Origin of the sequence: Sporosarcina sp. ACRSL (genome assembly GCF_022346605.1) — a bacterium.
Taxonomy (GTDB): domain Bacteria; phylum Bacillota; class Bacilli; order Bacillales_A; family Planococcaceae; genus Sporosarcina.
On the sequence record NZ_JAKRNT010000016.1, the window covers coordinates 21,713 to 48,270 of the forward strand.

Sequence of the window (26,558 nt, forward strand, 5' to 3'; positions counted from 1 at the left end):
ACTTCTATTCTGAAGCGCATAGGTGTTTTTTTATGGCCCTAGCCCATACTAGAATTGTCAGTCGAAAAGGAGGAAAAACCTAATGGCGAGAAGACGGAGTATAATGTCTGAGCACTTGAAGGAAGAAATTGCGAAAGAGCTTGGCTTTTACGATGTTGTTCAGCGGGAAGGTTGGGGAGGCATCAAATCACGTGACGCCGGTAACATGGTGAAGTATGCCATTCAAATGGCCGAACGTGGACTGGCGGAAAAACGAAACAACAGCTAAGATCCACCCATCTCATAAACGACTGACAAAGGAAGAGTTGCATGGATGTCGTATTAGACGCCATGCAGCTCTTTTATTTTCTAGAAAACATGTTATCGTCTAGACTCCGGGTGCTGGAAGGCTGCCTTAATTTCTGCAAAGACCGCAGAAATACGGCAAATCGAACACTTCGCTGTTCGACTTGCTCGGGTCATTAGTCAGATCTGCTGCACGGCAAAGTGCGCCGTTACGCAGATCCGCCTTATGCCTGTCGCAGTGAAAGCCGTCACGAAGAACGGCTTTTGCGAGTAAAAGCGTAGCGTTAGGAGCACCGGTCCCGCCACCCTCCGCTTTTGTGAAAAATTTTCAGGGGTGCAATCCAATTACCTATGGTAAAATAGGGGACAATGACAAGCTTGGAATGGAGGGGGCTGAATGTTATATGAGAAAGCACCTGCAAAAATCAACCTGACACTTGATGTCTTACATAAACGCCCCGATGGTTTTCATGAAGTGGAAATGATCATGACGACGGTCGATTTGGCTGACCGGGTCTGGCTTCGTCCTTCAAATGACGGGCACATCAACATTAAAGTATCCGAGCGTTTCGTGCCAAATGACCGGAAAAATCTTGCCTATCAGGCAGCCGATCTGTTGAAACGGAAATACGGCGTCCGAGAAGGAGTCGATATTACACTCGATAAAAAAATTCCCGTAGCCGCGGGTCTTGCAGGCGGAAGTTCAGACGCAGCTGCAACACTACGTGGATTAAACAGACTTTGGAAGTTGCAGCTGAGCGCAGACGAATTGGCTGAGATCGGTTCAAAGATCGGTTCAGATGTGTCGTTCTGTGTTTACGGAGGAACGGCACTCGCAAAAGGCCGTGGGGAGAAGATACAGCATTTGCCGGCTCCACCTAACTGCTGGGTCATCCTCGCAAAACCTTCAATCTCCGTTTCTACAGCGGATATTTATCGGAATCTTCATGTCGATTCTATCGTCCACCCTGACACGGAAGCCATGCTCGAAGCATTGCATTCAGGAGATTACGACAAAATGTGCGCGTCTTTAGGCAATGTCCTTGAGCCGGTGACTATGAAACTGCATCCTCAGGTCGTCGTCTTAAAAGAGAAAATGGAACAGTTCGGGGCTGATGCAGTTTTGATGAGTGGAAGCGGTCCAACCGTTTTCGGTTTCGTTAGGCAAGAAGCTAGAGTTTCAAGGATCTACAATGGATTGAAAGGCTTCTGTAAGGAAGTTCATGCTGTTCGAATGACAGGAGAGCGTTTCTTGCTTGATTAAAAACGTATAATTATGATAATCTACGGATAAAACATTCGGGTCTAGGGGTTGTTATTGATGAAGTGGAAAAGGAGCGGGCGACTTGTCGATATGACGCGTCACCTATTGGAAAATCCTCATACACTCATACCGCTAACTTTCTTTTCCGAGCGCTATCAAGCTGCGAAGTCTTCCATTAGTGAAGACTTGGCAATTATCAAGGAGACGTTTGAAGAGAATGGAACTGGCAAACTGATGACGGTATCAGGTGCTGCCGGCGGAGTGAAATATATTCCGCATGTCTCTGAAACGGAAGTCCGTGAAGTGATGGCCCTTATTAAGGAAAGTCTCGGACGGTCAGATCGTCTGCTGCCCGGCGGTTATTTATATATGACGGATTTTTTAGGGGAACCAAAAATTATGGATCGGATCGGTAAAGTATTTGCCTCCGCATTCGCAGAAACAGAGATCGATGTGATCATGACAGTCGCTACGAAAGGCATTTCGATTGCCCAAGCGATTGCCCGCCATTTGAATGTCCCGGTCGTCATCGTTCGAAGGGACAGCAAAGTGACAGAAGGATCAACGGTCAGCATCAATTACGTGTCCGGTTCAACTCGCCGTATTCAAACAATGGTTCTATCAAAAAGAAGCATGAAGAGCGGTAGAAAGGTATTGATTACAGATGACTTCATGAAAGCGGGCGGAACGATGGCCGGCATGAAGAATCTATTGGAGGAATTCGACTGTGAGCTTGCTGGGGCTGCCGTCCTCGTAGAGGCGGAACATACTGAGGAAGTGCTCGTAGACGATTATCTTTCATTAGTGAAACTCCGTGCAGTAAATGAGAAGGACCGCATCATTGAATTGGAAGAAGGAAACTATTTCACGAAGGGTGGAAAAACGGAATGAATTACGTAGCTACAGAAAACGCTCCGAAAGCAATCGGACCATATGCACAAGCCGTTAAAGTGAATGGATTGGTTTATACATCAGGTCAACTACCAATGACGCCGGACGGGCTGCTCGTCGAAGGTACAATCGAAGAGCAGACGAACCAAGTTTTCGCCAACTTGAAAGCTGTTTTGGCAGAGGCAGGCTCTTCCCTTGATCAAGTCATCAAAGTGACTGTGTTCCTTAAGGACATGAACCAATTTGCCGCATTGAACGATGTATATGCCCAACATTTCGGCTCGCACACTCCCGCACGCTCGACGGTGGAAGTGGCAAGGTTGCCGAAGGATGCACCAGTCGAAATCGAAGTAATCGCGCTTGCAGGGGAATAAAAAAAACAGATGGCGGTCCGTTCTAAAATGAGCGGGCCGCCATATTTATTTGAAAAAAACTGATATAAAAATTTTTTAGAAAAACTTCGAAAAAATAAAAGGGAAATGCTTACTTTTGTAGAATATAGTCGTTGTGGACTATAAACCGAAGCGAAGGGTACACCTGAGCTAGAAGAAACAACAAAGGGAGTGGGGAGTTAATGGAAGTTACTGATGTTAGACTGAGGAAGGTTGAGACGGACGGCCGCATGAGGGCGATCGCATCGATTACCTTGGATGGTGAATTTGTCGTACATGATATTCGTGTCATTGAGGGGAATGACGGCTTGTTCGTTGCGATGCCAAGCAAACGTACTCCGGAAGGGGAATTCCGCGATGTGGCACATCCTATCAATACCGCGGCAAGGATGAAAGTCCAAGAGGCGGTCCTGACAGCTTATCACACAGTCGAGGAAAAAGGGGTATTGGAAGAAGCCGGCGCGTGAGCTTCCGAATAAATAGAAAAATGAAGCACAGAATCGGTGTTGAAACTACACATCGATTCTGTGCTTTTTATAAGGAAAAATGAAAACAACAATATTAAAAGAATTACATGCCGTTGTCAAGGGGGGATAGTTGAAATTAATATTAATTTCAGCTATAGTCAATAATGAAATTATGGATGGAGGCCAGCAAATGACGAATACATATGCCATCGTCCTAGCTGCAGGGCAAGGGACGCGGATGAAGTCCGATTTATATAAAGTATTGCATCCTGTCTGTGGAAAACCGATGGTCGAACACGTTGTCGACCATATCCGTGGCATCGGAGCAGAAAAGATCGTAACGATCGTCGGCCACGGTGCGGAAAAGGTAGAAGAAACACTTGGTACGAAAAGTGAATATGCCCTTCAGGCTGAACAGCTTGGAACAGCTCATGCAGTTCAACAGGCTGAGGATCAGCTAGGTGAATTGGAAGGGACTACGCTTGTCGTCTGTGGAGATACACCGCTTATCACTTCGGAAACGATGCAAGCATTGATTGCGCATCATATCGAAACGAAGGCGAAAGCAACAATTCTGACCACTCACGCCGACGACCCTACAGGCTACGGCCGTATTATCCGAGATAAGCAAGGAAACGTCCTTCGCAATATCGAACATAAGGATGCAACGCCTGAAGAACGCAAAGTGACTGAAATCAATACAGGCACATACTGTTTTGATAACCGTGCACTGTTCGAAGCGTTGAAAAAAGTGAAGAATGACAACGCACAAGGCGAATATTATTTGCCCGACGTCATCGGCATATTGAAATCCGAACAGTCTTTGATTTCCGCTTATGTAACCGATGATTTTAGTGAAACGATCGGTATTAACGACCGGGTCATCTTGTCGGAAGCGGAAAAAGTGATGCGTCGACGGATCGCAGAATTCCATATGCGAAACGGCGTTACAATTATCGACCCAAGCAACACGTATATTAGCGCAGATGCTAAAATCGGCCGGGATGCAGTTCTTCAACCAGGCACGATGATCGAAGGACAGACGGTCATCGGGGAAAAGTGTATCATTGGACCGAATAGTCATATCGCCAATTGTGAAATTGGCGAGTCTACAACCATCCATTCGTCAGTTGTACGGGACAGCAAGATCGGGTCCGGTACGACAGTAGGCCCGTTCGCACATATCCGTCCGGAATCCAATCTCAGCGACAATGTAAAAATCGGCAATTTTGTCGAAGTGAAAAAGTCAAGGTTAGGAGAAGGAAGCAAGGTTTCTCACCTCAGCTATATCGGAGATGCTGAGGTCGGCACCCATGTCAACATCGGCTGCGGAACGATCACGGTGAATTACGATGGAAAGAACAAGCATCAGACAACGATTGAAGATGACGCGTTTGTCGGCTGCAACTCCAATCTGGTGGCACCTGTAAAAATTGGAAAAGGCGCTTATGTAGCGGCTGGATCAACGATTACAAAAGATGTACCAGAAAGTTCACTTGCAATTGGGCGCGCGCGACAGGAGAATAAAGAAGGATACGCAACAAAATTAAAACTTAACTAACCAGGGGGACCATGATGGCTAATCATTATCCTAATGATAAACTGAAGATATTCTCTTTAAATTCCAACCAAACACTTGCACAAGAAGTAGCGGACGAAATCGGACGCCCACTCGGCAAGTGCTCCGTCAAACGTTTCAGCGACGGAGAAATTCAAATTAATATCGAAGAAAGTATCCGAGGCTGTGATGTCTTTGTCATCCAGTCAACCTCCAATCCAGTCAATGATAACCTGATGGAGCTCCTTATTATGATAGACGCATTGATGCGTGCTTCTGCACGTACAATTAATGTTGTCATGCCTTATTACGGCTACGCGCGACAAGACCGCAAAGCACGCTCCCGTGAACCGATCACGGCGAAGCTTGTGGCGAACTTGCTTGAAAAAGCGGGTGCAACCCGCGTGATCGCCATTGATTTGCACGCACCACAAATCCAAGGCTTCTTTGACATTCCGATCGACCACCTCGTAGCAGAGCCGATTTTGACGGAATACTTCAAAGGAAAAGGCTTGGAAGGCAGTGAACTCGTCATTGTATCTCCGGATCATGGCGGTGTTACACGTGCACGAAAAATGGCGGACCGCATGAAAGCACCAATCGCGATTATCGATAAACGCCGCCCACGTCCGAACGTTGCAGAAGTGATGAGCATCGTAGGGAACGTCGAAGGGAAAACAGCTATCTTGATCGATGATATTATCGACACTGCCGGAACGATTACAATCGCAGCGAACGCGATAATCGAGAATGGCGCGAAGGAAGTGTACGCTTGCTGTACGCATCCGGTATTATCCGGCCCTGCAATCGAGCGGATCGACAATTCGCAAATTAAAGAATTGGTCATTACGAATTCAATCGAATTACCGGAAAGCAAAAAGTCCCTGAAAATCAAGCAATTATCGATTGCCAAGCTTTTGGGCGAAGCAGTAATCCGTGTATTTGAGAAAAAATCTGTCAGCACATTATTTGAATAAGCAATTTAGTTAGTTTCATGTCGTCTGATTTTGGGTATTTCAAGAGATAGATAACTTTTTTTAGGAAAGGTGACTACGCAAATGAGTACAGCAATTCAGTCGAAAACAAGAGAAACAAAAACGAGATCAGCATTAACAGCACTTAGAAATGAAGGGTATATCCCATCAGTCGTTTATGGTTATAATACAGAAAACACACCGATTGCCGTAAAAGAGGGCGACTTGTTGAAAACATTGCGTGAAGTAGGGCGCAATGGCGTCATTAAGCTTGAGCTCGACGGCAAGAAATTAAACGTCGTCTTGAACGAATTCCAAGAAGATGCTTTGAAAGGCGAGATCCGTCACGCGGACTTCCTTTCAATCGATATGTCTGAAGAGCTGGAAGTCGATGTCACAGTACAACTTGTCGGCGAATCGGTCGGCGAGAAGGAAGGCGGCGTCGTACAGCAGCCGAACCGCGAAGTGAAAATCAAAGTCAAGCCTACGGATATTCCGGAGTCGTTTGAAGTCGATGTTTCTGCATTGCAAATTGGAGAGACAATCACTGTCGCGGACGTGCGTGAGAATTCGAAATTCGAAATTTTGAATGAAGATGACCATGCACTTGTGACCATCTCTGCTCCACGTTCCGAAGAGGAATTGGACGGAGATAACCTTCCGGATGCTGAAGCCGAACCTGAACTTGTCGGAGAAAATCAGGGAGACAAGGGAGAAGAATAATAATAACTCAATTTAGGAGCGCACGTGCAAAGCGTGCGCCCTTTTTATAATTTATTCAAAAGGAAGATACGCCTTATGAAAATGATAATCGGCCTCGGAAATCCGGGGAGGCAATATGAAAAGACCCGGCATAACGTAGGATTCCAGGCAATCGATGAATTAGCAGATCGCTTAGACACACCCGCGATGCAAATGAAATTCAATGGTGCCTATACGATCATTCATCGTCCAGAAGGAAAAGTGATGCTCGTCAAACCGTTGACGTATATGAACCTTTCCGGAGAATGTGTTGCTCCTCTCATGGATTATTATGACGTAGAGCTCGAAGATATCGTTGTTTTATATGATGATCTTGACCTCGCTCCTGGCAAACTGCGATTGCGTCAAAAGGGCAGTGCCGGCGGCCATAATGGCATGAAATCATTAATTGCTCATCTTGGTTCCGACTCCTTCAACAGAATACGCATCGGCATCGGCCGTCCGACAGGCGGCATGAAAGTATCCGATTACGTATTAGCTCCATTCAGCAAAGAAGAACAGCCCCTCATTGAAGAAATGGTGGAAAAAAGCGCTTCTGCTTGTATCGATTGGCTAAAAAGCCCATTTTTAGAGGTAATGAATAACTATAATGGCGCATAAGGAATAATCATCTGCTCCCTAGCCTATACTTTGATAAAAAGGGGCAGATGAAACTGATGAAACCATCGAAGATACGATATTCTTGCAGGCATTGCAATACAGAGGTCGGCAGCATCCCGTTCTCATCCGCCGAGGAAATTATCCGGGAACTTGAAAAGGCGGAGCAAGGACAGGATGAGCAATTTTTGGAATATGATAAAAACGGTTCAGTGACCGTACGTTGCATTTGTGAGCAATGCGAACAGTCACTTCGTCAGAATCCGGATTACTATGCATTACGGAAATGGCTACAATAATTTTATGCTTTGGCGTATCGTGCGCACAAAGCTTTTTTCACTTCAATTACAGCAAAGCGAGGAAAATGATCATTGGATGCGCTCATAGATTTATTTCTACAAGACAAAGAGATTACTAAGGTAATTGAGGAATTGAAAACAGGACAGGACCGTCAATTATTGGCGGGCCTATCAGGCGGTGCAAAAGCTGTCTTCTTCAAGACGGTACAGCAGTCAGCTGAGAAGCCAATCCTCATTATCACACCCAATATGCTGCAAGCACAGCGTACATACGAAGACCTTGTGAAGATGCTCGGTGATTCACTCGTTCACTTGTATCCGGCAGAGGAATTAATCGCTGCCGATTTTTCCGTGTCCAGTTATGAGCTGCGCGCGAGTCGTATCGACACACTTGATCATATGGCGCGCATCGGCAAAGGGATCTATATCACACCGGTTGCGGGGATGAAAAAGCTCCTTCCGCCAAAAGAGAAATGGCTAGATATCTCCTTGTCCGTCAATCTGGATGACACGATCGATGTGGACGAATGGATCCGGAAGCTTGTGGAAATGGGCTATGGAAGACAGGAAATGGTAACCGCGCCGGGCGATTTCGCTCTTAGGGGCGGTATTTTGGACGTGTATCCATTACATATGGAAAACCCGATCCGGATTGAACTGTTCGACACGGATGTCGACTCCATTCGAGCATTTTCCGCGGATGATCAGCGCTCGACCGACAAGTTGACGGAAGTGACGATTCTTCCTGCGACGGAATATGTTTGGGATGCAGCCGAATTATCACAAATCGCATCGAACTTGGAGGGAGCCTTAAGCGCAAGCTTGAAGCGGATGAAAAATGAAGAGACAAAAGAATCCCTTACGATGAATATTACCCGAGACATCGGCCTTTTACGGGATGGCATCACTCCGGAAGGGTTGATGAAATATGTATCATTCTCGGAAAATACACCATCCTATCTCGGCGATTATTTTCCGGAAGATGGCATTGTCCTATTCGATGAAATCGGACGGATTCTTGAAGTGTCCTCCTCTTTAGAAAGCGAAGAGAAGGAATGGTTCCTGACGCTTCTTGAAGACGGAAAAATCGTCCATGACGCAAAACTCTCTTTTTCATTCGAAGAGATGCACAAAATGCTTGATCAGCCAAAATCATACTTATCCTTGTTCGTCCGGGCAGTACCAGGTATCGTTCTGAAAAAGACGGTGTCGTTCTCCTGCAAGCCGATGCAGGAATTCCATGGGCAGATGAACTTGTTGAAAAATGAAATGGAACGTTGGCAGCAAGGGAAATACAATGTCTTCATCATTGCGGATGGTGAAGAACGGATGAAAAAAGTTCAATCCATTCTAAGAGATTACGAGATGGAAGCAGCACTGAACGGCAAGCAGACGGACGCAGGAAGCATCTCCATCATTGAAGGAGATTTGTCTGCGGGCTTCGAATTGCCATTCCAACGTCTTGCGGTCATAACCGATGCGGAGCTGTTCAAAGGAAAGCCGAAGCGCAAAGCCCGTCCACAGAAAATGACGAATGCAGAGCGCATTAAAAGCTATTCAGAAATCAAGCCTGGTGACCATATCGTTCACGTCCATCACGGTATCGGGAAGTATTATGGCGTTGTCACGCTTGAAGTGAACGGCATCCATAAAGACTATCTCGATATTCGCTATCGTGGGGAGGACAAACTTTTCGTCCCTGCGGATCAGATCGATCTCATCCAAAAATATGTCGCTTCCGGTGAAAAAGAGCCGAAACTTCATAAACTCGGCGGCGCTGAATGGAAGAAGACAAAAAGTAAAGTGTCTTCAGCAGTCAAAGACATTGCAGATGATCTGATCAAACTTTATGCAAAGCGCGAATCAGAAAAAGGATATGCGTTTTCTCCAGACGATGATTTACAGAGGTCCTTTGAGAATGCCTTCCCGTATGACGAGACGGAAGACCAACTTCGTTCCATTCTAGAAGTGAAACGTGATATGGAGAAAGAGCGTCCGATGGATCGGCTTCTTTGTGGCGATGTTGGCTACGGGAAGACGGAAGTCGCGATTCGGGCTGCGTTCAAAGCGGTCGCGGATGGCAAGCAAGTCGCATTCCTCGTCCCTACAACAATACTTGCTCAACAGCATTACGAGACGATGAAAGAGCGGTTCTCCGGTTTTCCGGTGGAAGTGTCCCTATTGAACCGTTTCCGCACACGGAAAGAACAGACGGAAACGTTGAAAGGGTTGAAGGCCGGTACGATTGATGTCGTCGTTGGTACCCACCGTCTTCTTTCGAAGGACGTCGTCTATAAAGATCTAGGCCTGCTCCTCGTCGATGAAGAGCAGCGATTTGGTGTATCACATAAAGAAAAGCTAAAACAGCTGAAAACGAATGTAGACGTCCTCACATTGACGGCGACGCCAATACCGCGGACGCTGCATATGTCGATGCTAGGTGTTCGGGACTTGTCCGTCATTGAAACTCCTCCAGCGAACCGTTTCCCGGTCCAGACGTATGTCATGGAGCATAACTTCGGTCTTGTAAGAGAAGCGGTTGAGCGGGAATTGGGAAGAGGCGGCCAAGTGTTTTATCTATACAACCGCGTCGAGGACATGACACGTAAAGTAGATGAAATTAAACAACTTGTACCGGAAGCGCGCGTCGCCTTTGCCCATGGGCAAATGACCGAGTCAACACTTGAATCGGTAATCTTGAGCTTCCTAGAAGGCGAATATGACGTCCTCGTCACGACGACAATCATCGAGACAGGAATTGATATTCCGAACGTCAACACGCTTATCGTCCATGATGCGGACCGTATGGGCTTGTCACAGCTATATCAGCTGCGCGGTCGGGTCGGACGGTCCAACCGTGTCGCGTACGCGTATTTCCTCTATCAGCGGGACAAAGTGCTAACAGAGGTGGCGGAAAACCGCCTGCAGGCAATCAAGGAATTTACGGAGCTCGGGTCTGGGTTCAAAATTGCGATGCGGGACTTGTCGATCCGCGGAGCAGGGAACTTACTCGGTTCCCAGCAGCACGGCTTTATTGATTCTGTCGGCTTCGACCTTTATTCACAAATGCTACAGGACGCTATCGAAGAGAAGCAGACAGGTATCGTAAAATCAGAAATTCCTGATGTCGAAATCTCCTTGCCGATCAATGCGTATTTGCCGGATTCGTATATTAAAGACGGTTTCCAGAAGATTCAAATGTATAAACGGGTGAAAGCGATTGAAAACGAGGAGGATTACTCCGAACTCGTCGATGAAATGACAGACCGCTTCGGCGACTTGCCATTTGAGGCAGATCTGTTGCTGCGTGTCGGAAGGATCAAAGCTTGGGGCCGCATGGCAGGTGTCGAATCGATCAAAAAACAACGTTCCATCATCGAAATCCGCCTAACCGAAGAAGGGACGGCGAAGACGGATGGAGCTAAAATTGTTGCAGACTCCATTGCACTTGGTCGAGCGGTTGGATTTACGATGGAGGACGGCCGGCTCATCATCACAGTGGATGAGCGCCATGCAGGGAAAAAGACAGAATTCGATGTCCTTGAGGAGATGATGAGGATTTTGAAATCGTCGATGAAAGAAACCTCGCCAGTCGATTCCGTCTAAAGGAATTATTGCATAAAATGTCCAAGCATGATGCATACTATATCCGAACGGAAAACGGTTTTAATTTTTGGAAAGTGAGGCATCATGCATGAAAGCAACAGGAATCGTGCGCAGAATTGATGATCTAGGGAGGGTGGTTATCCCGAAAGAGATCAGACGGACGCTTCGCATACGTGAAGGAGATCCGCTTGAAATCTTTACCGACAGGGATGGCGAGGTCATTTTAAAGAAGTATTCCCCTATATCCGAGCTCGGTCAATTTGCGAAAGAGTACGCAGAAACACTATACGAAACCCTCGGAACACCAGCCCTGATCAGTGACAGAGATGAAATGATCGCCGTATCCGGATTATCGAAAAAAGATTATTTGAACCGCCAATTGGCTCCGGACGTGGAGGATATTTTAAAGGGCCGCACCATGGTAACGGAAAAACTTGAAAAGGCAGTGGAATGGGTGCCGGGACAAGTCGAGCAAGTGAAGTCCTATTGTATCGCTCCGATCGTAGCGGGCGGAGATACAATTGGCGCAGTATATTTACTATCGAAAGTCCATTTCATCGGAGAAGCTGAACAAAAAGCAGCAGAAACCGCCGCGCATTTTTTGGCGAAACAGATGGAACAATAAAAAACAGCCTACACGTACCGGAAAGAAGCGGTGCGGGTGGGCTGTTTTTTTGTTTGACGGTTATATTTCCGAATATAACATTTTGAACAATTCTAAAAAAACAAACCTTAGCAGTTTAAGAATCGTTTACTATATAGGGAAAGGGGTTGAAGCTGTGACAGGCACGAATCAATTAAAAGAATTAATGTTTCAATACACGGAGTATTTAATACGGCTTGCCTATTATTACGTGAAAGATCTCCAAGCGGCAGAGGACATTGTACAGGAAGTATTCATAAAGTTTTACGACGGCCAACATTCTTACGAAGAACAAGGCAAAGTGAAGGCCTATTTAACGAAAATGACGATTAATAAAAGCAAGGATTATTTGAAAAGCTGGACCTACAGAAAAATCCAACTACAGAACAAATTTTTTTCATCTTCCGGTAAAGAAAATGTAGACGAGTTGGTGAGAAATGACGAGAAAGCTATTATTGGAGAAGCAATTTTAAAATTGCCCTTAAAACAGCGGGAAGTTCTCATACATTTTTATTTTAATGAGTTGGCGGTTTTGGAAATTGCACATATTTTATCCATTCCGGAAAGTACAGTAAAAACCCGTTTAAGCCGAGGGAGAGAACTATTAAGAAATCAGTTGAAAGGAATTGAATGGGAGGTGCTGTTAAATGGATAAATCCATTCCTACTGAAGTGAAAGATGTAACCGAAAGTAAAAAAAGGGTTATGCGAAACGTTCTGAACGAAATCCAAAACAGATCAAAAAGACCAAAACATCATTGGAGATATGTCGTAATTGCCGCTGTAATATCAATGAGCGCAATGCTTTTTGTCATAAATGAAGTATTGACTGATAATGAACCGTCTGTAGCAGAACAACCGTCTCCAACGGAACTACACATGGATTTATCAAAACCTACATTCTCCGAAGAACAAGGATTATTTTTTCTTGAAGGCGTAACGTTAGATGACTCTCAATCAAAAGTAATCGAAGTCTTCGGTGAGAATTTTACAATAGTGCAAGAGGATGACAGTGAAGAGGACGGTAGTGAGGCAGACGTTATAATGGATTATTATGGTCAGGCGAAATTCTCTTTTATTGAAGATAAATTAGATTCAATCACATTCATGAATGTAGATGAAGATTACGTTGATAAATTATTTAATGACTACGGTGGATTTAAATTTGTATTTCATTGGGATCTTGATGATGATAATCGTTTATTCTACTCCAAGGAAACTTCCCAAATACTGCGTGCATCAACAACGATGTCTATGGATGGGAATCTATACTTATCCCTATTTCGTGCTGGACTGGATCACTGGGGGAAAAAAGCAGAATATCTATACATGACGCAACAGAATATTAAAAGTCAACACCCTTCTCCAACCAACACGGATGTAGATTTCGCTAAACCCACGTTCTCTGAAAAAGAAGGTTACCTATATCTAAATGGATTGACGTTAGGTAATTCACCATCAAAAGTAATTGAACGATTGGGTGATAATTTTATAATCGAGCAGGCTGATGTAAGTGAATCTGATTTCTACCTAGATTATGGAGGGGTAGCGAGTTTCGGTTTTTATAACGATAAAGTAAATTCGATTGTATTCAGAAAAGTAGATAAAGATTTTATTGATGGATTATTTAATGATTACGATGGATTTAAAATTATTTCTTCATGGCATGAAGATGATAACGATCGTTTTATCTACTCAGAGGAGACGTATCAAGTAATGAAAGCATCATCACAAACACCTAATAATGACCTTTATTTATATATCGGTTATCCTGGCCCGGAGTTCTGGGAACATCCAGAAATGCAAGATATTCCGAATCCTTGGAAACAATAAATTCATACCTGAAAAACAGAGCACGTAGACAATTCGGCTATTGCTCTGTTTTTGTGGTTGTTGGTAAAGTGAGGAAAAACCTATTGAGTATACTCTATAGCGCTTTTCGCCACTATGAATGGTTTTAAGGTAAGGAATACGACTGCTAAAATGATAATTGAGGAAAATAAGTTGACCGGAAAATAGATGCCTTTTTCGTATAAAGCGCCATAAAAGATTGTTCCTATCGGCATAAGAATCATGCCTAATGTGCCGTTGATTGAAAATACTCTGCCCTTATACTCGTCGGGAATCGTCTTTTGCATATACGATGACATTGGAATCGATATGAACTGAAAAACAAGTGCCATCGATAAACCAATTAACCCGATGTAAGCCATTGATATGAACGTATTCATCTCGACATAAACAGGCAATGTAAATGAGAGCAAGAACACAGCAACGACAATGAAAGCATACTTCACCACGTTAAGAGGATTTGTAATTTTCCTTTTTAATAATAGTAGACTTCCCACAAGTGCTCCAACGACAAAGATGGTGTTTACGATTCCGACCTGTGGCGGGGTGAACTTCAATTCTTTAATCATGATGGTGTCCGGCAGAACGCTAAAACTTGCAGCCCCTACAGCGTTAATTACCGCCGATAACATCAGTAGATGTTTTAACACATCCGATTGCAAGATAAATCGATAGCCAAAGCCAATTTTGTCCCAAAAATTTTTGAACCAGTTTCCAAAGCTTTCTCGCTCATTAACCGCTTCAAATTTTTGTTCACTAAATTTCAAGAAGAAGTTTGAAAACAAAGATATCAGCTGCATGATAAAGAAAACAAGAATCATTGATTGTAATGTTAAGAAACCATAAATGACTCCCGCTATTATCGGTCCTAAAAGCATGATGGTCGTTTTATACATTGAGATCTTACCAAGCGTCTTTTGAATGTTTTCTTTATCGAATAACTGTGTCATGCTCGCGTCGAAAGCATTGAATATAACGGGAGTGATAATTGATCGAACTGCCGTGATCATGAAAAGCGCGTAAATATTAAAGCCGAAAATGGCAATATACAAAAATAGTAGAAGTAACGTCAATGCAGATAGCGCCTCAAAAGAAAGGACAATCTTCTTCCTGTTCATGCTATCTACCATTACTCCGGAAATTGGTAAAGCGATAATGGCCCCAATACTTATAATTGCAGTATTGATGGAAAAGTACAGCGCAGATCCTGTCTCCTGTAAAATAAAATACGAAATTGCAAATGTATAAACCATACCACCTAGCGATACAACAATTGTGCTAAGAATATAAATGAAATAATTTCTCCCCATACAAATCTCCCCTTTGTAGTTATTTCAGCCCCATTCGTACACTCTTCTCCTTCTCATTTAATAATTAAAAGAGTCTCAAAACATACCTCCTCACCGAAAGTTAAATTTAATTTAACAAGATAATAGCACGCATTTACTTTCGTTACAAGAAAAAGTTAAGTATAATTTAACTTAGATAACAAAGAGGGGTGTTCATGTTGAGTACTTTAGGTGAACGGATCAGGGCGATACGAAAACAGAGGAAGATGACATTGGACGCTTTGGCGGGAGAACAGATGACGAAGGCAATGATGAGTTATATTGAGAACAATAAAGCGAATCCATCGATGGAAAGCCTCAGTTACATTGCGGAGCGTCTTGGGGTCAAAGTGTCTGAGCTACTGGAAGATGTAAATCCACAGGAGTTACGGGATTTATTGAAGACAGTGGAAAATATCTTTACTGGTGAATCGGAGGATAAATATAAGCAAATCATTGATGCTGTCGATTCGTATAAGGAGAGGTTGGACCAGGGGTATGAAGCTGCAAGATTGTTGGAGTTGTATGGACGTTCCCTTTATTATGCTAAGAAGGACGGCTGGAATGAGTGGATAGATAAGGCGGCTAACCTTTATGAGCAACTAAACCTAACGAGTCGCCTTGCTGCAATTGGCATTTTCCAGTCTATCGTGAAGTACACTAAGCGTGAGTATGATGCTTCCCTTACATTGCTTTTGGAGGAACGTTCTAAAATCGAAGCGAGGAATGGGCTTATTGAACCTATTACTCGTCTCGACTTCGATTATTGGGAGTCGCTTCTTCACTTTGCAGTCGGCAATTCCGAAGAGGCTGTCCGAATCATGAATGAAGGGATAAAGTTTTCTAAGGAGCAACAGATCTTCTATCGCATCGCTCACTTATATCAGTTGGCAATTGTGAATGCGATGATGAATAAAGATGTAAGCTCCATACAGTATTATGAGCGTAAAATTCTGCACTACGGAGAATTTGCCGACGATCGGGATGCAATTCCTTTTACAAACTTCGTGAAGATTCATTACTTAACTACTTATGAAAAGGACTATGTGAAAGCGTTAAGGCTCATCCAAGATCATCATGGTAAACATGGCATTGACGAATCGCACACTTCTTATTCCTTTTTGCAAGAGAAAGGCAAGGCGCTTTATGGTCTTGGAAGATATGAGGAAGCGCTGGCTTGTTTTGATAAAGTGAAAATACCAGATTACGCACATCATCCATTTGATTTATCAATTCTTTACGAGAAAGACGCTTACGCCGCTCTTTGCCATATGACTTTAGGGAATAAAACGGAAGCTAACCGTTCGATTGAAACAGCGGTAGACAATATTTCAAGCATGCCACGAACCCCTTATAAGGATTTCATAATGAAGACCTATAAAATGATACAAAGACCATGAAGATAAAATATGAATAGTAAACTACTACTTGTCATTGTGAGGGTCATGCAGTTTTATGAGTGTCGTGCAGTTTTTTCCATAAACACTTATACTATTGATAAGGCGGTGATACGTTTGCTAACAAATGAAATAAAAGAACAACTTATTGAAAAGTTAAAGCAAGAAGTAAATCCAGCTTTCATCATTCTCTTTGGCTCTTTTGCAAAAGATGCTGTACGCAAAGAGAGTGATATCGATCTTGCTTATTTTAGCAACAAGCAACTATCATCTTACGATCGTTTTCTCCTAATAAATGAGCTTGCCATAATAGGCGGGCGAGAAGTGGATTTAATTGATATTAAAGAAATTGATACGGTTTTTACGATGCAAATCTTTGCACAAGGTATTCCAATCTATATACAGGATGAAAATGAATTTATCCGTCAAAGAATGAGAGCTTTTAGTATGTACGCAACTTTAAATGAGCAACGTGCGAGAATTATTAATGACATTAAAGAAAGGGGAAGTGTATTTGGGGATGAATGACGTCATTTAAAACAAAACGACAACGATTGAGCGCTGTTTGAAACGTATTCATGAGGTGTATGAAGGTAACCCTGAAAATTTAAGAGATTTCACGAAGCAAGATAGTATCGTTTTGAACATCCAACGTGCTTGTGAGGCAAGTATTGACTTGGCTATGCATGTAGTGAGTGAACGTAAATTAGGAGTTCCAAAAACGAGTCGCGAAGCATTTAAGCTATTACATGAAGCAGATTTGATTGATCAAAACCTTTCAAAAACATTAATGAATACGGTTGGCTTCCGCAATATCGCTGTTCATGAATATCAAGCGCTAGAACTTGATATTTTAGAATCGATTTAAATAAACATATAGAAACAGTTCACAAAGGTATTTTTACAGTTGGATGATAATTAAATGAATGAAACAGCCACACCTTCGTATGTAACGGAGCGTGTGGCTGTTTTAAAGTTAATGGTATATTATAGTATACCTATTAAACATCGAAAGAGGCGCAGTTATGTCGAGAGCGGATTGGAATATGAAAACATTCATGAAAGGCGCGTCGATTCTGACGATATCGGCCATCATCGTCAAATTGCTTGCGGCGGTATACCGGATTCCGTTCCAAAACCTTGTCGGGGATAAAGGCTTTTTCATTTACCAGCAAGTGTATCCGTTCATCGGCATCTTTATCGTGTGGACATCGTACGGTTTTGCGGTGGCGGTTTCGAAGCTCCTTGCAGGAAGTTCAAACGATGGCGAGGCGAAGGCGATCAAGCGGGTTGCCTTTCTCTATTTGGCCGGATTATCTATATTGTTTTTCATCATTCTCATGACGTTTGCTCCGTTTTTCGCACAGGCCATGGGAGATCCCGAACTTGCCTCACTTCTTCGTGCAGGTGCTTATATCGTGCTCGTCATGCCGATGCTAGCTGTATTGAAAGGTTCATTCCAATCGGAAGGGCAGATGACGCCTGTCGCGTTTTCAAATGTCGGTGAGCAGGTGTTCCGTGTTGCCGTCATCCTCATCGGAACTTGGGTGGCGGTACGTGCAGGAGCTTCGCTATACACAGCCGGCGAAGTGGCGATGTGGGGGGCGGTAGTCGGGGAGACGGCGGGAGTCGTCATACTGGCGCTCTATTACCGGAATGCATTCAAGGGGCCAATGGAGAAGATTGATACATGGCGGGTCGTAAAAGATATGACGTTCGTCAGTATCAGTGTCAGTGCAAGTTCGCTCATCCTGCTGTTCTTCCAGCTTGCCGATTCGTTTACCGTTTATAATATTCTGCTTGCGAAAGGATTCATGGCTGACACCGCAATGGAACTGAAAGGTGTGTATGACCGTGGGCAGCCGCTCGTTCAAATGGGGATTCTAATCGCTTCTACACTGGCGCTGGCAATCGTTCCGCTTATTGCACATCATGCGGCGAAAAAGGAAGGGCGAGGTGCGGAGCCATTCATCCAGCTCACGTTCCGGACGGCGGTTTTATTCGGATGGGCGGCTGCAGTTGGGCTTGCATTCGTCCTGCCATATGTGAATGAAATGCTGTTTGAGACGCGAGATGGGTCTGTCGCACTGATCATATTTGCGTTTCAGATCTTTTGGCTGTCGCTCATTTTGCCGTTGACTGCGATTTTGCAAGGGGCGGGAAAAGTGAAAATCCCGACGCTTTTCCTTCTTGGCGGCCTCGTCTTGAAAATCATTGCGAATCAATTTTTAGTCCCGCTATTAGATGTGACAGGCGCAGCAATTGCTGGAAATGTCGGCTTTGCAGCGATTACATTCGGACTGCTGCTTTATTTCAAATCCGTTTGGCCAATTAGACTGGCTCCTATCCGTTTTTACGGTTGGCTCCTACTTGCAACGCTAGCAATGGCAGCGGTCATCTTCCCGTGGATGCTTACAGCGGATCAATTATTATTCGATAATCTATCATCTCGGGTTGGAGCGACGTTGACAGCTCTGACTTCTGTTGCTTTAGGTGCGGGCGTTTTCCTACTTGTCGTCATGAAATCACGTATAATGGCGGAGAAGGAATGGTATTTGCTGCCGTTTGGAAGAAGATTAGCACGTGTACAAATGATTCTTACTAAAAATAGAAGGTGAATGGATGAATACAATTACGATTATCGGCCTTGGCGCAGGAGATCTTGACCAGCTAGCCCTTGGTACATATAAAAAGCTGAAGGAGGCTGAGTTCGTCGTTGCTAGGACGGACCAGCACCCTGCTATTGCAGAATTAAGGGCGGAAGGTATGGCAATAGAGAGTTTCGATGACATCTATATTGAAAACGATGCTTTCGAGCAAGTGTATGAGGAAATTACGGAGAAATTAGTTTCGATGGCAAAAGAGAGGGCGGTTACGTATGTCGTCCCAGGACACCCTCTCGTTGCTGAACGTACGGTGCAATTGTTGATTGAAAAAGAACGAGAAGGCGTTGCACAACTTGAAATTGCAGGAGGCAACAGCTTCTTGGATCCGATTTTTGCAGCGCTCCGCATTGATCCAATTGAAGGGTTCCAGTTGCTCGATGGCACGGATATGAAGCGTGACGACGTAATGATGACGCAGCATGTTTTAATCGGCCAAGTGTATGATTCGTTCATCGCTTCTGAAGTGAAGCTGTCGCTCATGGAGAAGTATGCGTATGATCATCCGGTGACGATCGTTACGGCGGCGGGCTCTTCATTGGAAAAGCTTCGAACTGTGCCGTTATTCGAGTTGGATCGTGAGACGGAAATCGACAATTTGACGACGGTATATGTCCCGCCTGTTATAGAGCAGGAAGGGCGTTTGAAGGAATGGTCGACTTTCCGTGAAATCATTGCCGCATTGCGCGCTCCTGATGGCTGCCCGTGGGATCGGGAGCAGACGCATGAATCGTTGAAACGTTATTTGATCGAGGAAGCGCATGAGTTGCTCGAAGCGATTGACCAGGAGGATGATGAAGGAATCATCGAGGAGCTGGGCGATGTGCTCTTGCAAGTGTTCTTGCATGCGCAGATCGGCGAGGACGATGGCTATTTTGCAATGGAAGACGTCCTACAGGCAGTCGGGGATAAAATGATCCGCCGCCATCCGCATGTGTTCGGCGATCGCAACGTAGAAAATTCGGATGAAGTCTTGAAGAATTGGCAGGAAATTAAGAAGACAGAGAGGCCGCAAGCTGAATCGCTCTTGGATGGACAAGCGCGTCATAGTTCGTCACTGCTAACTTCATTTAATTACCAAAAAGAGGCGGCGAAGGTCGGATTCGATTGGCCGGATATTACAGGGGCTTTCGATAAATTCGAGGAAGAATGGCAGGAATTCAAGGACGAAGTGGCGAAAGGAACGAAGCAGAGTCAGACAGATGAGCTTGGGGATGTTTTATTCACACTCGTTAACTTATCGAGGTTTTTGAAGCTGTCTCCAGAGGAAGCGATGGCTCATGCGAATGAGAAATTTAAAAGACGCTTTTCATTCGTCGAACAGAGCGTAAGGAATGGCAGAGGTGAATTCTCCGCTTATACGCTAGACGAACTGGATGCGTTTTGGCAGGAAGCGAAAGGAAGGGAAAAGAAATGAGATTAGATAAATTTTTAAAAGTGTCCCGTTTGATCAAAAGACGTACGTTAGCGAAACAAGTGGCGGACCAAGGCCGTATTACGATCAACGGAAAAGTGTCAAAAGCATCGTCGGTCGTAAAACCCGGCGACGAGCTAGCTATTCGATTTGGGCAAAAGATCGTTACAGCAAAGGTTGAAATGTTGAAGGAATCCACAAAAAAAGAAGACGCTGCGTCAATGTACACGATTGTAAAAGAAGAGAAATTGGACAAGGTGGAACCTGAGTTTATTGATGATGAAGATTGAGGATATCTCTTGCGGTAAGGCGTTAGAGGGTGATGATTATATCGAGTTCTTACAAACGTTGCGTTAAGAAAATGAAAGAATTTATTCAGACTGATGAATTGAATAAAGCAGATAAAGAGTATTTAGAAAGTATTCCTTCACAAAACCCATTTGGTTTGATTTCTATGGTTTTAGGGGGAGCTTCATTTACATTTGGACCCATCTATGGTTTTTTACCCGTAATTTCATTGGTATTTTGCGTCGTAATGTACAGAAAGTTTGATAAGGAGAAAGAAGATAATCCTTGGACGTTTTATATAGGTTTCATTCTTTGATAGGATTGATCATGTATCTTCGTGGAGTCACACATCAATTAATTGTGTAATTTATAAAAGACATGACAGGAATTTTTCCTGTCATGTTTTTTTATGCCCCGGCATAAGATGGCAGTGAACGTACAAGCAAAGGAGGAATAGTATGCAAATCCAAACGGATAACCCATCATACGCTATCCCATCAGGTGATCATGTCGTCACGATGAGGAACCGAAAACGAATGGATCTGACATCTGTAAAAACAATCGACCGGTTTGACCAAGAGGAGTTCATCATTCGAACATCTCAAGGAGTATTAGTTATTCGCGGGGAGGAGCTGCGCATCGTCCATTTGGATGTAGACAAAGGGCTTCTTACGTTGGAAGGCACGATCAGCACGATGCAATATGACGAAGAAGATGCAAGTTCACGTGGTTTCCTCCATAAATTATTTGGATGAGTCTCTCTGTCCAGTTTCTTAGTCTTCTTGCAATGATTGGGACAGGCATCGGGGCCGGTGTTCTCATGGATTTGATCGGAACTGGCGTGGATGCGACCGGTAAGAAATCGATCATCCGGAGATACGCGGTCCCTATCGAAGTAATCGGATGGATTTTAATAGGATGCGCTACATTTTACGTACTCTTCATCGTCCGGGACGGGGCATGGAGGATGTATGATCCGGTAGCTCAAATTTGCGGCTTGCTTCTATACGCATCGATTTTCCACAGGCCTTTCAGGTTTCTCGGGAGAATTCTGAACATGTTGATCATCAAACCAATTTGGTTCATCATCACACTCGTCGTAAAGATCATCTATCAACTGTATAAGCTGGTCGTCAAAATTGTAAGTATTCTTCTTTCTCCATTTATATTTCTTTACAATAAAGTCTCTGAATCTCTCTTTAAATCCGATAAGAAATGATGTATAATTACTAGACTTATCGGATTTCGTATTGTAATGAGAGGGAGTGCAGACATGGAGCAAAGGAAAAGGAAACCATCCGCAACCGTTGCATCGATTGAAACTGAATATGTCCGCTCGTTGCGTAAAAAAGAAATTTGGAGAAACAAGCAGAAAAAGCGACTCCGAAAGAAGCTGTTCATCTATGCGGTGATCGCGTTCGTAACACTCGGCGGGTTGACGAATATGTATATTCAACAACAACAGACACTGCAGGAGAAGGAACAGCAAAAAGAGGAAACGCTCGCCAAGCTGAATGAAGTGAAAGAAGAGCAGGAACTTCTTAAAAAACAGCTTGTGAAATTGGATGATGATGATTATATTGCGAAGCTCGCACGAAAAGAGTACTTCTTATCTGATAAAAATGAAATCATCTTTTCAGTACCTCAAAACAAGAAGAAAAAAGACGAAAAAGATGACGGAAAAGAGTAGTCTTATTGACACTCTTTTTTTGTTGGCTATAATGAAAGTAAGGATCCTGCACTTGCAGGACTCGCCATATGGTAAAAAGGCTTTTGAAAAAGGGCCGTTTAAATCTTAAGGAGGAGCATTTTTTTTATGTCAATTGAAGTAGGCAGCAAGTTACAGGGGAAAGTTACAGGGATCACAAACTTCGGTGCGTTCGTTGAACTACCGAACGGTTCAACTGGTCTGGTCCATATTAGTGAAGTAGCAGACAATTATGTAAAGGATATCAATGACCACCTAAAAGTAGGCGATATGGTTGAAGTGAAAGTGATGAATGTCGGCACTGACGGAAAAATCGGTTTATCCATCAGAAAAGCGAAACCGGAAGCTGAACGTCCTCAACGCCCTCAACGTCCTCGTCACAGCGGTGGCCGTCCTAGCCATAATGACCGTCCAGAGAATTTTGAGCAAAAGATGGCTAAATTCATGAAAGACAGTGAAGAACGCCTTTCAACTTTGAAAAGAGCAACAGAATCTAAACGCGGTGGCCGTGGCGCAAGAAGAGGGTAACTTGCTGGCTGTTTCAATTAGTGGAAAAGAATCTCTTATAGGCGACCTGGTATCTAGTAAGATACCGGGTCGCTTTTTTGTTATTTGGAGTGAGAACTATCTAATACAGAAATAGAGGAATTGGGATAGATTCATCGAATAGAAACTAGTAGAAAAGGGAGTGATGAAATGAGGAAACATGAAATACTGAAAGACTTTGGATTGTACATTGACTGGATTGAATCGTTGCGAACGTTGACGGAGCAACAGGTGAATACACCTTATCAGGAGGGGAAATGGTCGCCAAAAGAGATTGTGATGCATATGGCGGAATGGGATCGATTTACGTTAGAGCAGCGGCTCCCGAACATGAAAGAATCCGAGAAGCTTGAAGATGTGCCATGGGAATCGTTCAATGAGCAGGCTGCAAAACTTGCAAATGACTATACGTTCGAAGAGATCCTGGAATTGGCGAAAGGCTATCGCCGGCAGCTACTTGAACGTCTTGAAGCGATCGACGAGGCGGAATGGACGAAGTCTTTCTACATTGGCGAGCATGTTTTGACATTGGAGGAGTATTTCTCGGATTTTGTTTGGCATGATACGCATCATAAGGAACAAATCGAGTCGATTCGATAAGATGGATGGTAGAGTTTATGCGTGATTGATGGATTTTATGCGCAATTCGAAGCGTTTATGCGTATCTGTAGGGGGTTATGCGTGAGTGAATGAATTAATGCGTGTTTGAATGAAGTTATGCGTATTTAGTAGAGTTTATGCGTATTTAGCATAAAAAAGCGTCCTGTCAAAAAGACAGGACGCTTCCTTATTGTCCAGCTCCGGCGGCCAGATGCTCGGGGTCATAAGAAAACCCGGCTGAGTGGCAAAAAGCGCCACACGCCGGGATTTCTTATGCCTGTCGCATCTAAACAGGCCGCCTACGCATTTCTATATAGCGGCGGAGGGGGTCGAACCCACGACCTTACGGGTATGAACCGTACGCTCTAGCCAGCTGAGCTACGCCGCCGTGTTGTCGGTTGTGTACCGAACGACAATAATCATAATACAACGGTCGACGGTGTCTGTCAACCTCTCGTTGGAAAATAGAAAAACACTTCGGAACGAGTCGAAAGATTTATTGGTCCCCTTGTCAGGAACAGACAAATTCTTTTGCTTGACCTATGTATACTCAGGAACAAGTAAACATAGGGGGAATGTAGAGATGAAGATGACAGGGAATCTCGAAAGACCGGTAGGCCAGCAGATTCGTCAGATGTTCGATACGGTGGGCAAGCGGAAGATGTACGTCTTATTGGCAGCTTTCTTTTTATTGAGTACGTTTTTCTTGTCGCAAGCTGTTCTGTTTGATGCAGCGGTCCCATTTTTCTTGCCAGTTTGGGCACTGGCGCAGATGCGATTTAGGAATCATCTCATTTATGTATTCATCGGTGGAATTGCCGGGGGCGCTTTTCTAGGATTGGGACAAGCTGTTATTCATTTATTGCAATTGCTGTTGTTCCATGTCGTGAGCAAGCATCCTTTTATGCGGAAGTCCATTCCGTTGACGGTTGCGGGGACGATCGTCGTCGTTCAGCTTCTTTGGCAGTTCGTCATGTATGGCGGACAGACGCCTGTCGATGTACAATTGACGATTGGTTTCGAAGCGGTGTTGGCGCTCTTCATGACGTTTTTCCTGTTTGTCGCTTTTCCGCATCGAGAGCGTATCTTTTTTGGACAGTGGACGCCGGAACGTCTCGGTGCCGTTTGCATTGTCGGCATTATGGCGACAACTGGAATGGGGGATCTGATGGTCGGTCCGATTTCAATTTCAGGCTTGTTGCTTCATCTGACGATTTTGCTTGCGGCGCTTGCCGGAGGCTTGCCGTTTTCCACGACGATCGCCATGATGATTGCTGCGATTGCTGGAATTGCGGAGCTGTCATTTACCGGGATGATGGCCGTATATGGAATGACCGGTTTTTTCGCGGGGGCTCTCCGTCGTCTTGGAAAATTGGGCATCGCGACAGGTGGATTTGCGGTATCCGTTTTTTTCCTCATGTATGATTTTACTTTACCGCTCGATACTTCCCATTTCATGACAATCGGATTGGCGACGCTTCTGTTTTTCTTCGTTCCGGCAAAGAAAGTCGAGCCGCTTAGCCGTGTCATCACGCCGAGCGGACAACAGGACATTTCCGTGAAACGACAACAATGGCTGACCGATCGTCTTGATGGACAATTGTCCGACTTTCAGCAGTTCGCGGAATTCATGTCTAACCTCGTCAATGACCGCTTTTCTTCGGATGAGGGGAATGCGACGCAGCATATCCCTTCGATATGCCAGTCTTGCTTTAGATATTCGAAATGTTGGGAGGGGAATGAAGATGGCATGGCTCGTCTCCTTTATGAATGGGAAGGGACGTATTCCGCGACGAAGAAAGCTGCACGCCATCGCGTTGAAGAGAGGATCAAATATAAGTGCATTCGGTCTGCAGGTTTGATTTCTGAGCTAGAGGAGCAGGCCTCCAACCATCTTCTTATGGGGCAGCTCCAACATGGAAGGAAAATGCTGGCACTCCAATTAAGGGATATGAGTAATCATTTGGAAAAAATCATGAAAGATATAAAAGGGGAGTTAAAGGTAAATCATCTTGCAGAGGAGGAATTGGGGAAACATTTAGAAGCGCAAGGAATCGAGTACTATCAGATTGATATTTTATCCGAGGAGAAGGGTGCTTACCGAATTGTCATCTCCACTCCTGAGAGGCGTTCGGATTTCGAAACCGATACGACGGTCGCGGAACGTCTCATACTGCCATTGCTCGAAGAAGTGTATCGAGAGCCGTTTAAGGTGGAGAAGACCGTTTCGCTGCAAGACCCTTTCCCGCATCTACAAATAATGTTCTCCTCGGCAGTCCGTTTTTCATTAGAATATGGAATTATGGCGACGGCTGGAGGAGGGGCGTTCCATGCGGGGGATGCTTATGAAGTGTTCCCAATTCACGACGGACTTACAGCGGTTCTTCTGTCTGATGGAATGGGACATGATTTGAATGCCTATCGGGAGAGCCGGAAAGTAATCCGCCTTATGCGGGAATGTTTGGACCGGAAGATGGATCCGGAAACGGCGATGCATACATTGCATTATATGATGTCATTAAACGGACTGGACGATATGTACGCGACGCTCGATCTAGGTTTGATCGACCTGCAGGACGGTCGTCTATGGTCTTGGAAGGCGGGGTCCATGAGTACGTATATAAAACGGGGCCAGGATTTCCTCCGACTCGATAGTAAGTCGGTTCCGGTCGGATTCTTGCCGACATTTTCTGTAGAAGCGACAAATGAAGAATTGAAGTCCGGAGATGTTATCGTCATGTTAACGGATGGTGTATTCAATGGATCGGTGACAATTGAGAAGCAGGAAGAGGCGATCTATGGAATATTGGAAAAGTACGAGCACCTTTCCTGTGAGCCGTTAGCTGACCGTATAATGTCGGAAATGGAAAGGAAATTTGGGTTAGTTGCAGATGACCGCACTGTGTTAGTCATGAAAGTTGAACACGTCTTACCGAAGTGGGTGACAATAAAACCGACAAATCGATTTATTTCCCGGGAAAAAGTTATGGGGTAGAATAGGGGGAGTGTGAAAAACGACACGGAGG

General features: G+C 44.4%; 28 protein-coding genes and 1 tRNA gene. 27 read left to right on the forward strand and 2 right to left on the reverse strand.

Features of this window, described 5'->3' with window-relative positions; genetic code table 11:
- Positions 1–82: 82 nt before the first annotated feature.
- The 14 genes from MHZ92_RS19185 to MHZ92_RS19250 all read left to right on the forward strand — a co-directional run bounded on the left by MHZ92_RS19185 (position 83) and on the right by MHZ92_RS19250 (position 13,570).
- Complete coding sequence (locus MHZ92_RS19185) at positions 83–268, forward strand: small, acid-soluble spore protein, alpha/beta type (protein ID WP_239433324.1); 186 nt, start codon at positions 83–85, stop codon at positions 266–268.
- Positions 269–682: 414 nt separating this feature from the next.
- Entirely contained in the window at positions 683–1,549 is an 867-nt protein-coding gene (ispE, locus tag MHZ92_RS19190; RefSeq protein WP_239433325.1) for a 4-(cytidine 5'-diphospho)-2-C-methyl-D-erythritol kinase, read from the forward strand.
- A 57-nt stretch (positions 1,550–1,606) separates the two neighbouring features.
- On the forward strand, positions 1,607–2,440 hold the full coding sequence (gene purR, locus MHZ92_RS19195) for a pur operon repressor (RefSeq protein WP_239433326.1): 834 nt from the start codon (positions 1,607–1,609) through the stop codon (positions 2,438–2,440).
- Positions 2,437–2,814: a RidA family protein gene (locus MHZ92_RS19200; protein ID WP_239433327.1), complete on the forward strand. Its 378-nt coding sequence runs from the start codon at positions 2,437–2,439 to the stop codon at positions 2,812–2,814. The genes purR and MHZ92_RS19200 overlap by 4 nt, the downstream gene beginning before the upstream one ends.
- A 200-nt stretch (positions 2,815–3,014) precedes the next feature.
- Positions 3,015–3,299 (forward strand): septation regulator SpoVG, encoded by a 285-nt coding sequence (gene spoVG, locus MHZ92_RS19205; protein WP_239433328.1) that lies wholly within the window; start codon positions 3,015–3,017, stop codon positions 3,297–3,299.
- Positions 3,300–3,489: 190 nt separating this feature from the next.
- Positions 3,490–4,860, forward strand: coding sequence for a bifunctional UDP-N-acetylglucosamine diphosphorylase/glucosamine-1-phosphate N-acetyltransferase GlmU (gene glmU / locus MHZ92_RS19210; protein WP_239433363.1), 1,371 nt, complete (start codon positions 3,490–3,492; stop codon positions 4,858–4,860).
- Positions 4,861–4,874: 14 nt separating this feature from the next.
- Positions 4,875–5,834, forward strand: a complete 960-nt coding sequence (locus MHZ92_RS19215; RefSeq protein WP_239433329.1) for a ribose-phosphate diphosphokinase — start codon at positions 4,875–4,877, stop codon at positions 5,832–5,834.
- Between the two features lie 81 nt (positions 5,835–5,915).
- Complete coding sequence (locus MHZ92_RS19220; RefSeq protein ID WP_239433330.1) at positions 5,916–6,554, forward strand: 50S ribosomal protein L25/general stress protein Ctc; 639 nt, start codon at positions 5,916–5,918, stop codon at positions 6,552–6,554.
- A gap of 75 nt (positions 6,555–6,629) precedes the next feature.
- On the forward strand, positions 6,630–7,193 hold the full coding sequence (pth, locus tag MHZ92_RS19225; protein ID WP_239433331.1) for an aminoacyl-tRNA hydrolase: 564 nt from the start codon (positions 6,630–6,632) through the stop codon (positions 7,191–7,193).
- 56 nt (positions 7,194–7,249) lie between these two features.
- Positions 7,250–7,489 (forward strand): anti-sigma-F factor Fin, encoded by a 240-nt coding sequence (locus tag MHZ92_RS19230; RefSeq protein ID WP_239433332.1) that lies wholly within the window; start codon positions 7,250–7,252, stop codon positions 7,487–7,489.
- Positions 7,490–7,561: 72 nt separating this feature from the next.
- Positions 7,562–11,095, forward strand: coding sequence for a transcription-repair coupling factor (gene mfd / locus MHZ92_RS19235; RefSeq protein WP_239433333.1), 3,534 nt, complete (start codon positions 7,562–7,564; stop codon positions 11,093–11,095).
- 88 nt (positions 11,096–11,183) lie between these two features.
- A complete protein-coding gene (gene spoVT / locus MHZ92_RS19240) occupies positions 11,184–11,720 on the forward strand; it encodes a stage V sporulation protein T (RefSeq protein WP_239433334.1) in 537 nt (178 codons plus the stop codon).
- Positions 11,721–11,769: 49 nt separating this feature from the next.
- The gene (locus MHZ92_RS19245; protein ID WP_239433335.1) at positions 11,770–12,393 is read left to right on the forward strand and encodes an RNA polymerase sigma factor; all 624 of its coding nucleotides are present in this window, start codon (positions 11,770–11,772) and stop codon (positions 12,391–12,393) included.
- The gene (locus tag MHZ92_RS19250) at positions 12,386–13,570 is read left to right on the forward strand and encodes a hypothetical protein (protein ID WP_239433336.1); all 1,185 of its coding nucleotides are present in this window, start codon (positions 12,386–12,388) and stop codon (positions 13,568–13,570) included. The genes MHZ92_RS19245 and MHZ92_RS19250 overlap by 8 nt, the downstream gene beginning before the upstream one ends.
- Before the next feature lie 80 nt (positions 13,571–13,650).
- On the opposite strand, the gene MHZ92_RS19255 is transcribed toward MHZ92_RS19250, so the two are convergent.
- Positions 13,651–14,898 carry an MFS transporter gene (locus tag MHZ92_RS19255; protein WP_239433337.1) on the reverse strand — a complete coding sequence of 416 codons (1,248 nt, stop codon included), beginning with the start codon at positions 14,896–14,898 and terminating at the stop codon, positions 13,651–13,653.
- 194 nt (positions 14,899–15,092) lie between these two features.
- On the opposite strand from MHZ92_RS19255, the gene MHZ92_RS19260 reads away from it, so the two are divergent.
- The 12 genes from MHZ92_RS19260 (at position 15,093) to MHZ92_RS19315 (ending at position 23,532) form a co-directional block, all read left to right on the forward strand.
- Positions 15,093–16,316: a helix-turn-helix domain-containing protein gene (locus MHZ92_RS19260; protein WP_239433338.1), complete on the forward strand. Its 1,224-nt coding sequence runs from the start codon at positions 15,093–15,095 to the stop codon at positions 16,314–16,316.
- 9 nt (positions 16,317–16,325) lie between these two features.
- Positions 16,326–16,841: a type VII toxin-antitoxin system MntA family adenylyltransferase antitoxin gene (gene mntA / locus MHZ92_RS19265; RefSeq protein WP_239433339.1), complete on the forward strand. Its 516-nt coding sequence runs from the start codon at positions 16,326–16,328 to the stop codon at positions 16,839–16,841.
- A 25-nt stretch (positions 16,842–16,866) separates the two neighbouring features.
- Positions 16,867–17,181 carry a type VII toxin-antitoxin system HepT family RNase toxin gene (gene hepT, locus MHZ92_RS19270; RefSeq protein WP_239433364.1) on the forward strand — a complete coding sequence of 105 codons (315 nt, stop codon included), beginning with the start codon at positions 16,867–16,869 and terminating at the stop codon, positions 17,179–17,181.
- Between the two features lie 157 nt (positions 17,182–17,338).
- Positions 17,339–18,931, forward strand: coding sequence for a putative polysaccharide biosynthesis protein (locus MHZ92_RS19275; protein ID WP_239433340.1), 1,593 nt, complete (start codon positions 17,339–17,341; stop codon positions 18,929–18,931).
- Positions 18,932–18,935: 4 nt separating this feature from the next.
- A complete protein-coding gene (gene mazG / locus MHZ92_RS19280) occupies positions 18,936–20,393 on the forward strand; it encodes a nucleoside triphosphate pyrophosphohydrolase (protein ID WP_239433341.1) in 1,458 nt (485 codons plus the stop codon).
- The gene (locus tag MHZ92_RS19285; RefSeq protein ID WP_239433342.1) at positions 20,390–20,680 is read left to right on the forward strand and encodes an RNA-binding S4 domain-containing protein; all 291 of its coding nucleotides are present in this window, start codon (positions 20,390–20,392) and stop codon (positions 20,678–20,680) included. Before mazG ends, MHZ92_RS19285 begins: the two co-directional genes overlap by 4 nt.
- A 71-nt stretch (positions 20,681–20,751) precedes the next feature.
- Positions 20,752–20,994 (forward strand): hypothetical protein, encoded by a 243-nt coding sequence (locus MHZ92_RS19290; RefSeq protein WP_239433343.1) that lies wholly within the window; start codon positions 20,752–20,754, stop codon positions 20,992–20,994.
- 142 nt (positions 20,995–21,136) lie between these two features.
- The gene (gene yabP, locus MHZ92_RS19295; RefSeq protein ID WP_239433344.1) at positions 21,137–21,433 is read left to right on the forward strand and encodes a sporulation protein YabP; all 297 of its coding nucleotides are present in this window, start codon (positions 21,137–21,139) and stop codon (positions 21,431–21,433) included.
- Positions 21,430–21,897, forward strand: coding sequence for a spore cortex biosynthesis protein YabQ (gene yabQ, locus MHZ92_RS19300; RefSeq protein ID WP_370644789.1), 468 nt, complete (start codon positions 21,430–21,432; stop codon positions 21,895–21,897). Before yabP ends, yabQ begins: the two co-directional genes overlap by 4 nt.
- 54 nt (positions 21,898–21,951) lie before the next feature.
- Positions 21,952–22,368, forward strand: a complete 417-nt coding sequence (locus MHZ92_RS19305) for an FtsB family cell division protein (protein ID WP_239433346.1) — start codon at positions 21,952–21,954, stop codon at positions 22,366–22,368.
- A gap of 126 nt (positions 22,369–22,494) precedes the next feature.
- On the forward strand, positions 22,495–22,914 hold the full coding sequence (locus MHZ92_RS19310; protein ID WP_239433347.1) for a S1 domain-containing RNA-binding protein: 420 nt from the start codon (positions 22,495–22,497) through the stop codon (positions 22,912–22,914).
- A gap of 168 nt (positions 22,915–23,082) precedes the next feature.
- Positions 23,083–23,532 (forward strand): DinB family protein, encoded by a 450-nt coding sequence (locus MHZ92_RS19315; RefSeq protein WP_239433348.1) that lies wholly within the window; start codon positions 23,083–23,085, stop codon positions 23,530–23,532.
- A gap of 314 nt (positions 23,533–23,846) precedes the next feature.
- Here the strand turns inward: MHZ92_RS19315 and MHZ92_RS19320 are convergent.
- Positions 23,847–23,920, reverse strand: a tRNA-Met gene (locus MHZ92_RS19320).
- A 195-nt stretch (positions 23,921–24,115) separates the two neighbouring features.
- On the opposite strand from MHZ92_RS19320, the gene MHZ92_RS19325 reads away from it, so the two are divergent.
- A complete protein-coding gene (locus MHZ92_RS19325; RefSeq protein ID WP_239433349.1) occupies positions 24,116–26,527 on the forward strand; it encodes a SpoIIE family protein phosphatase in 2,412 nt (803 codons plus the stop codon).
- The last annotated feature ends 31 nt before the right edge of the window (positions 26,528–26,558 follow it).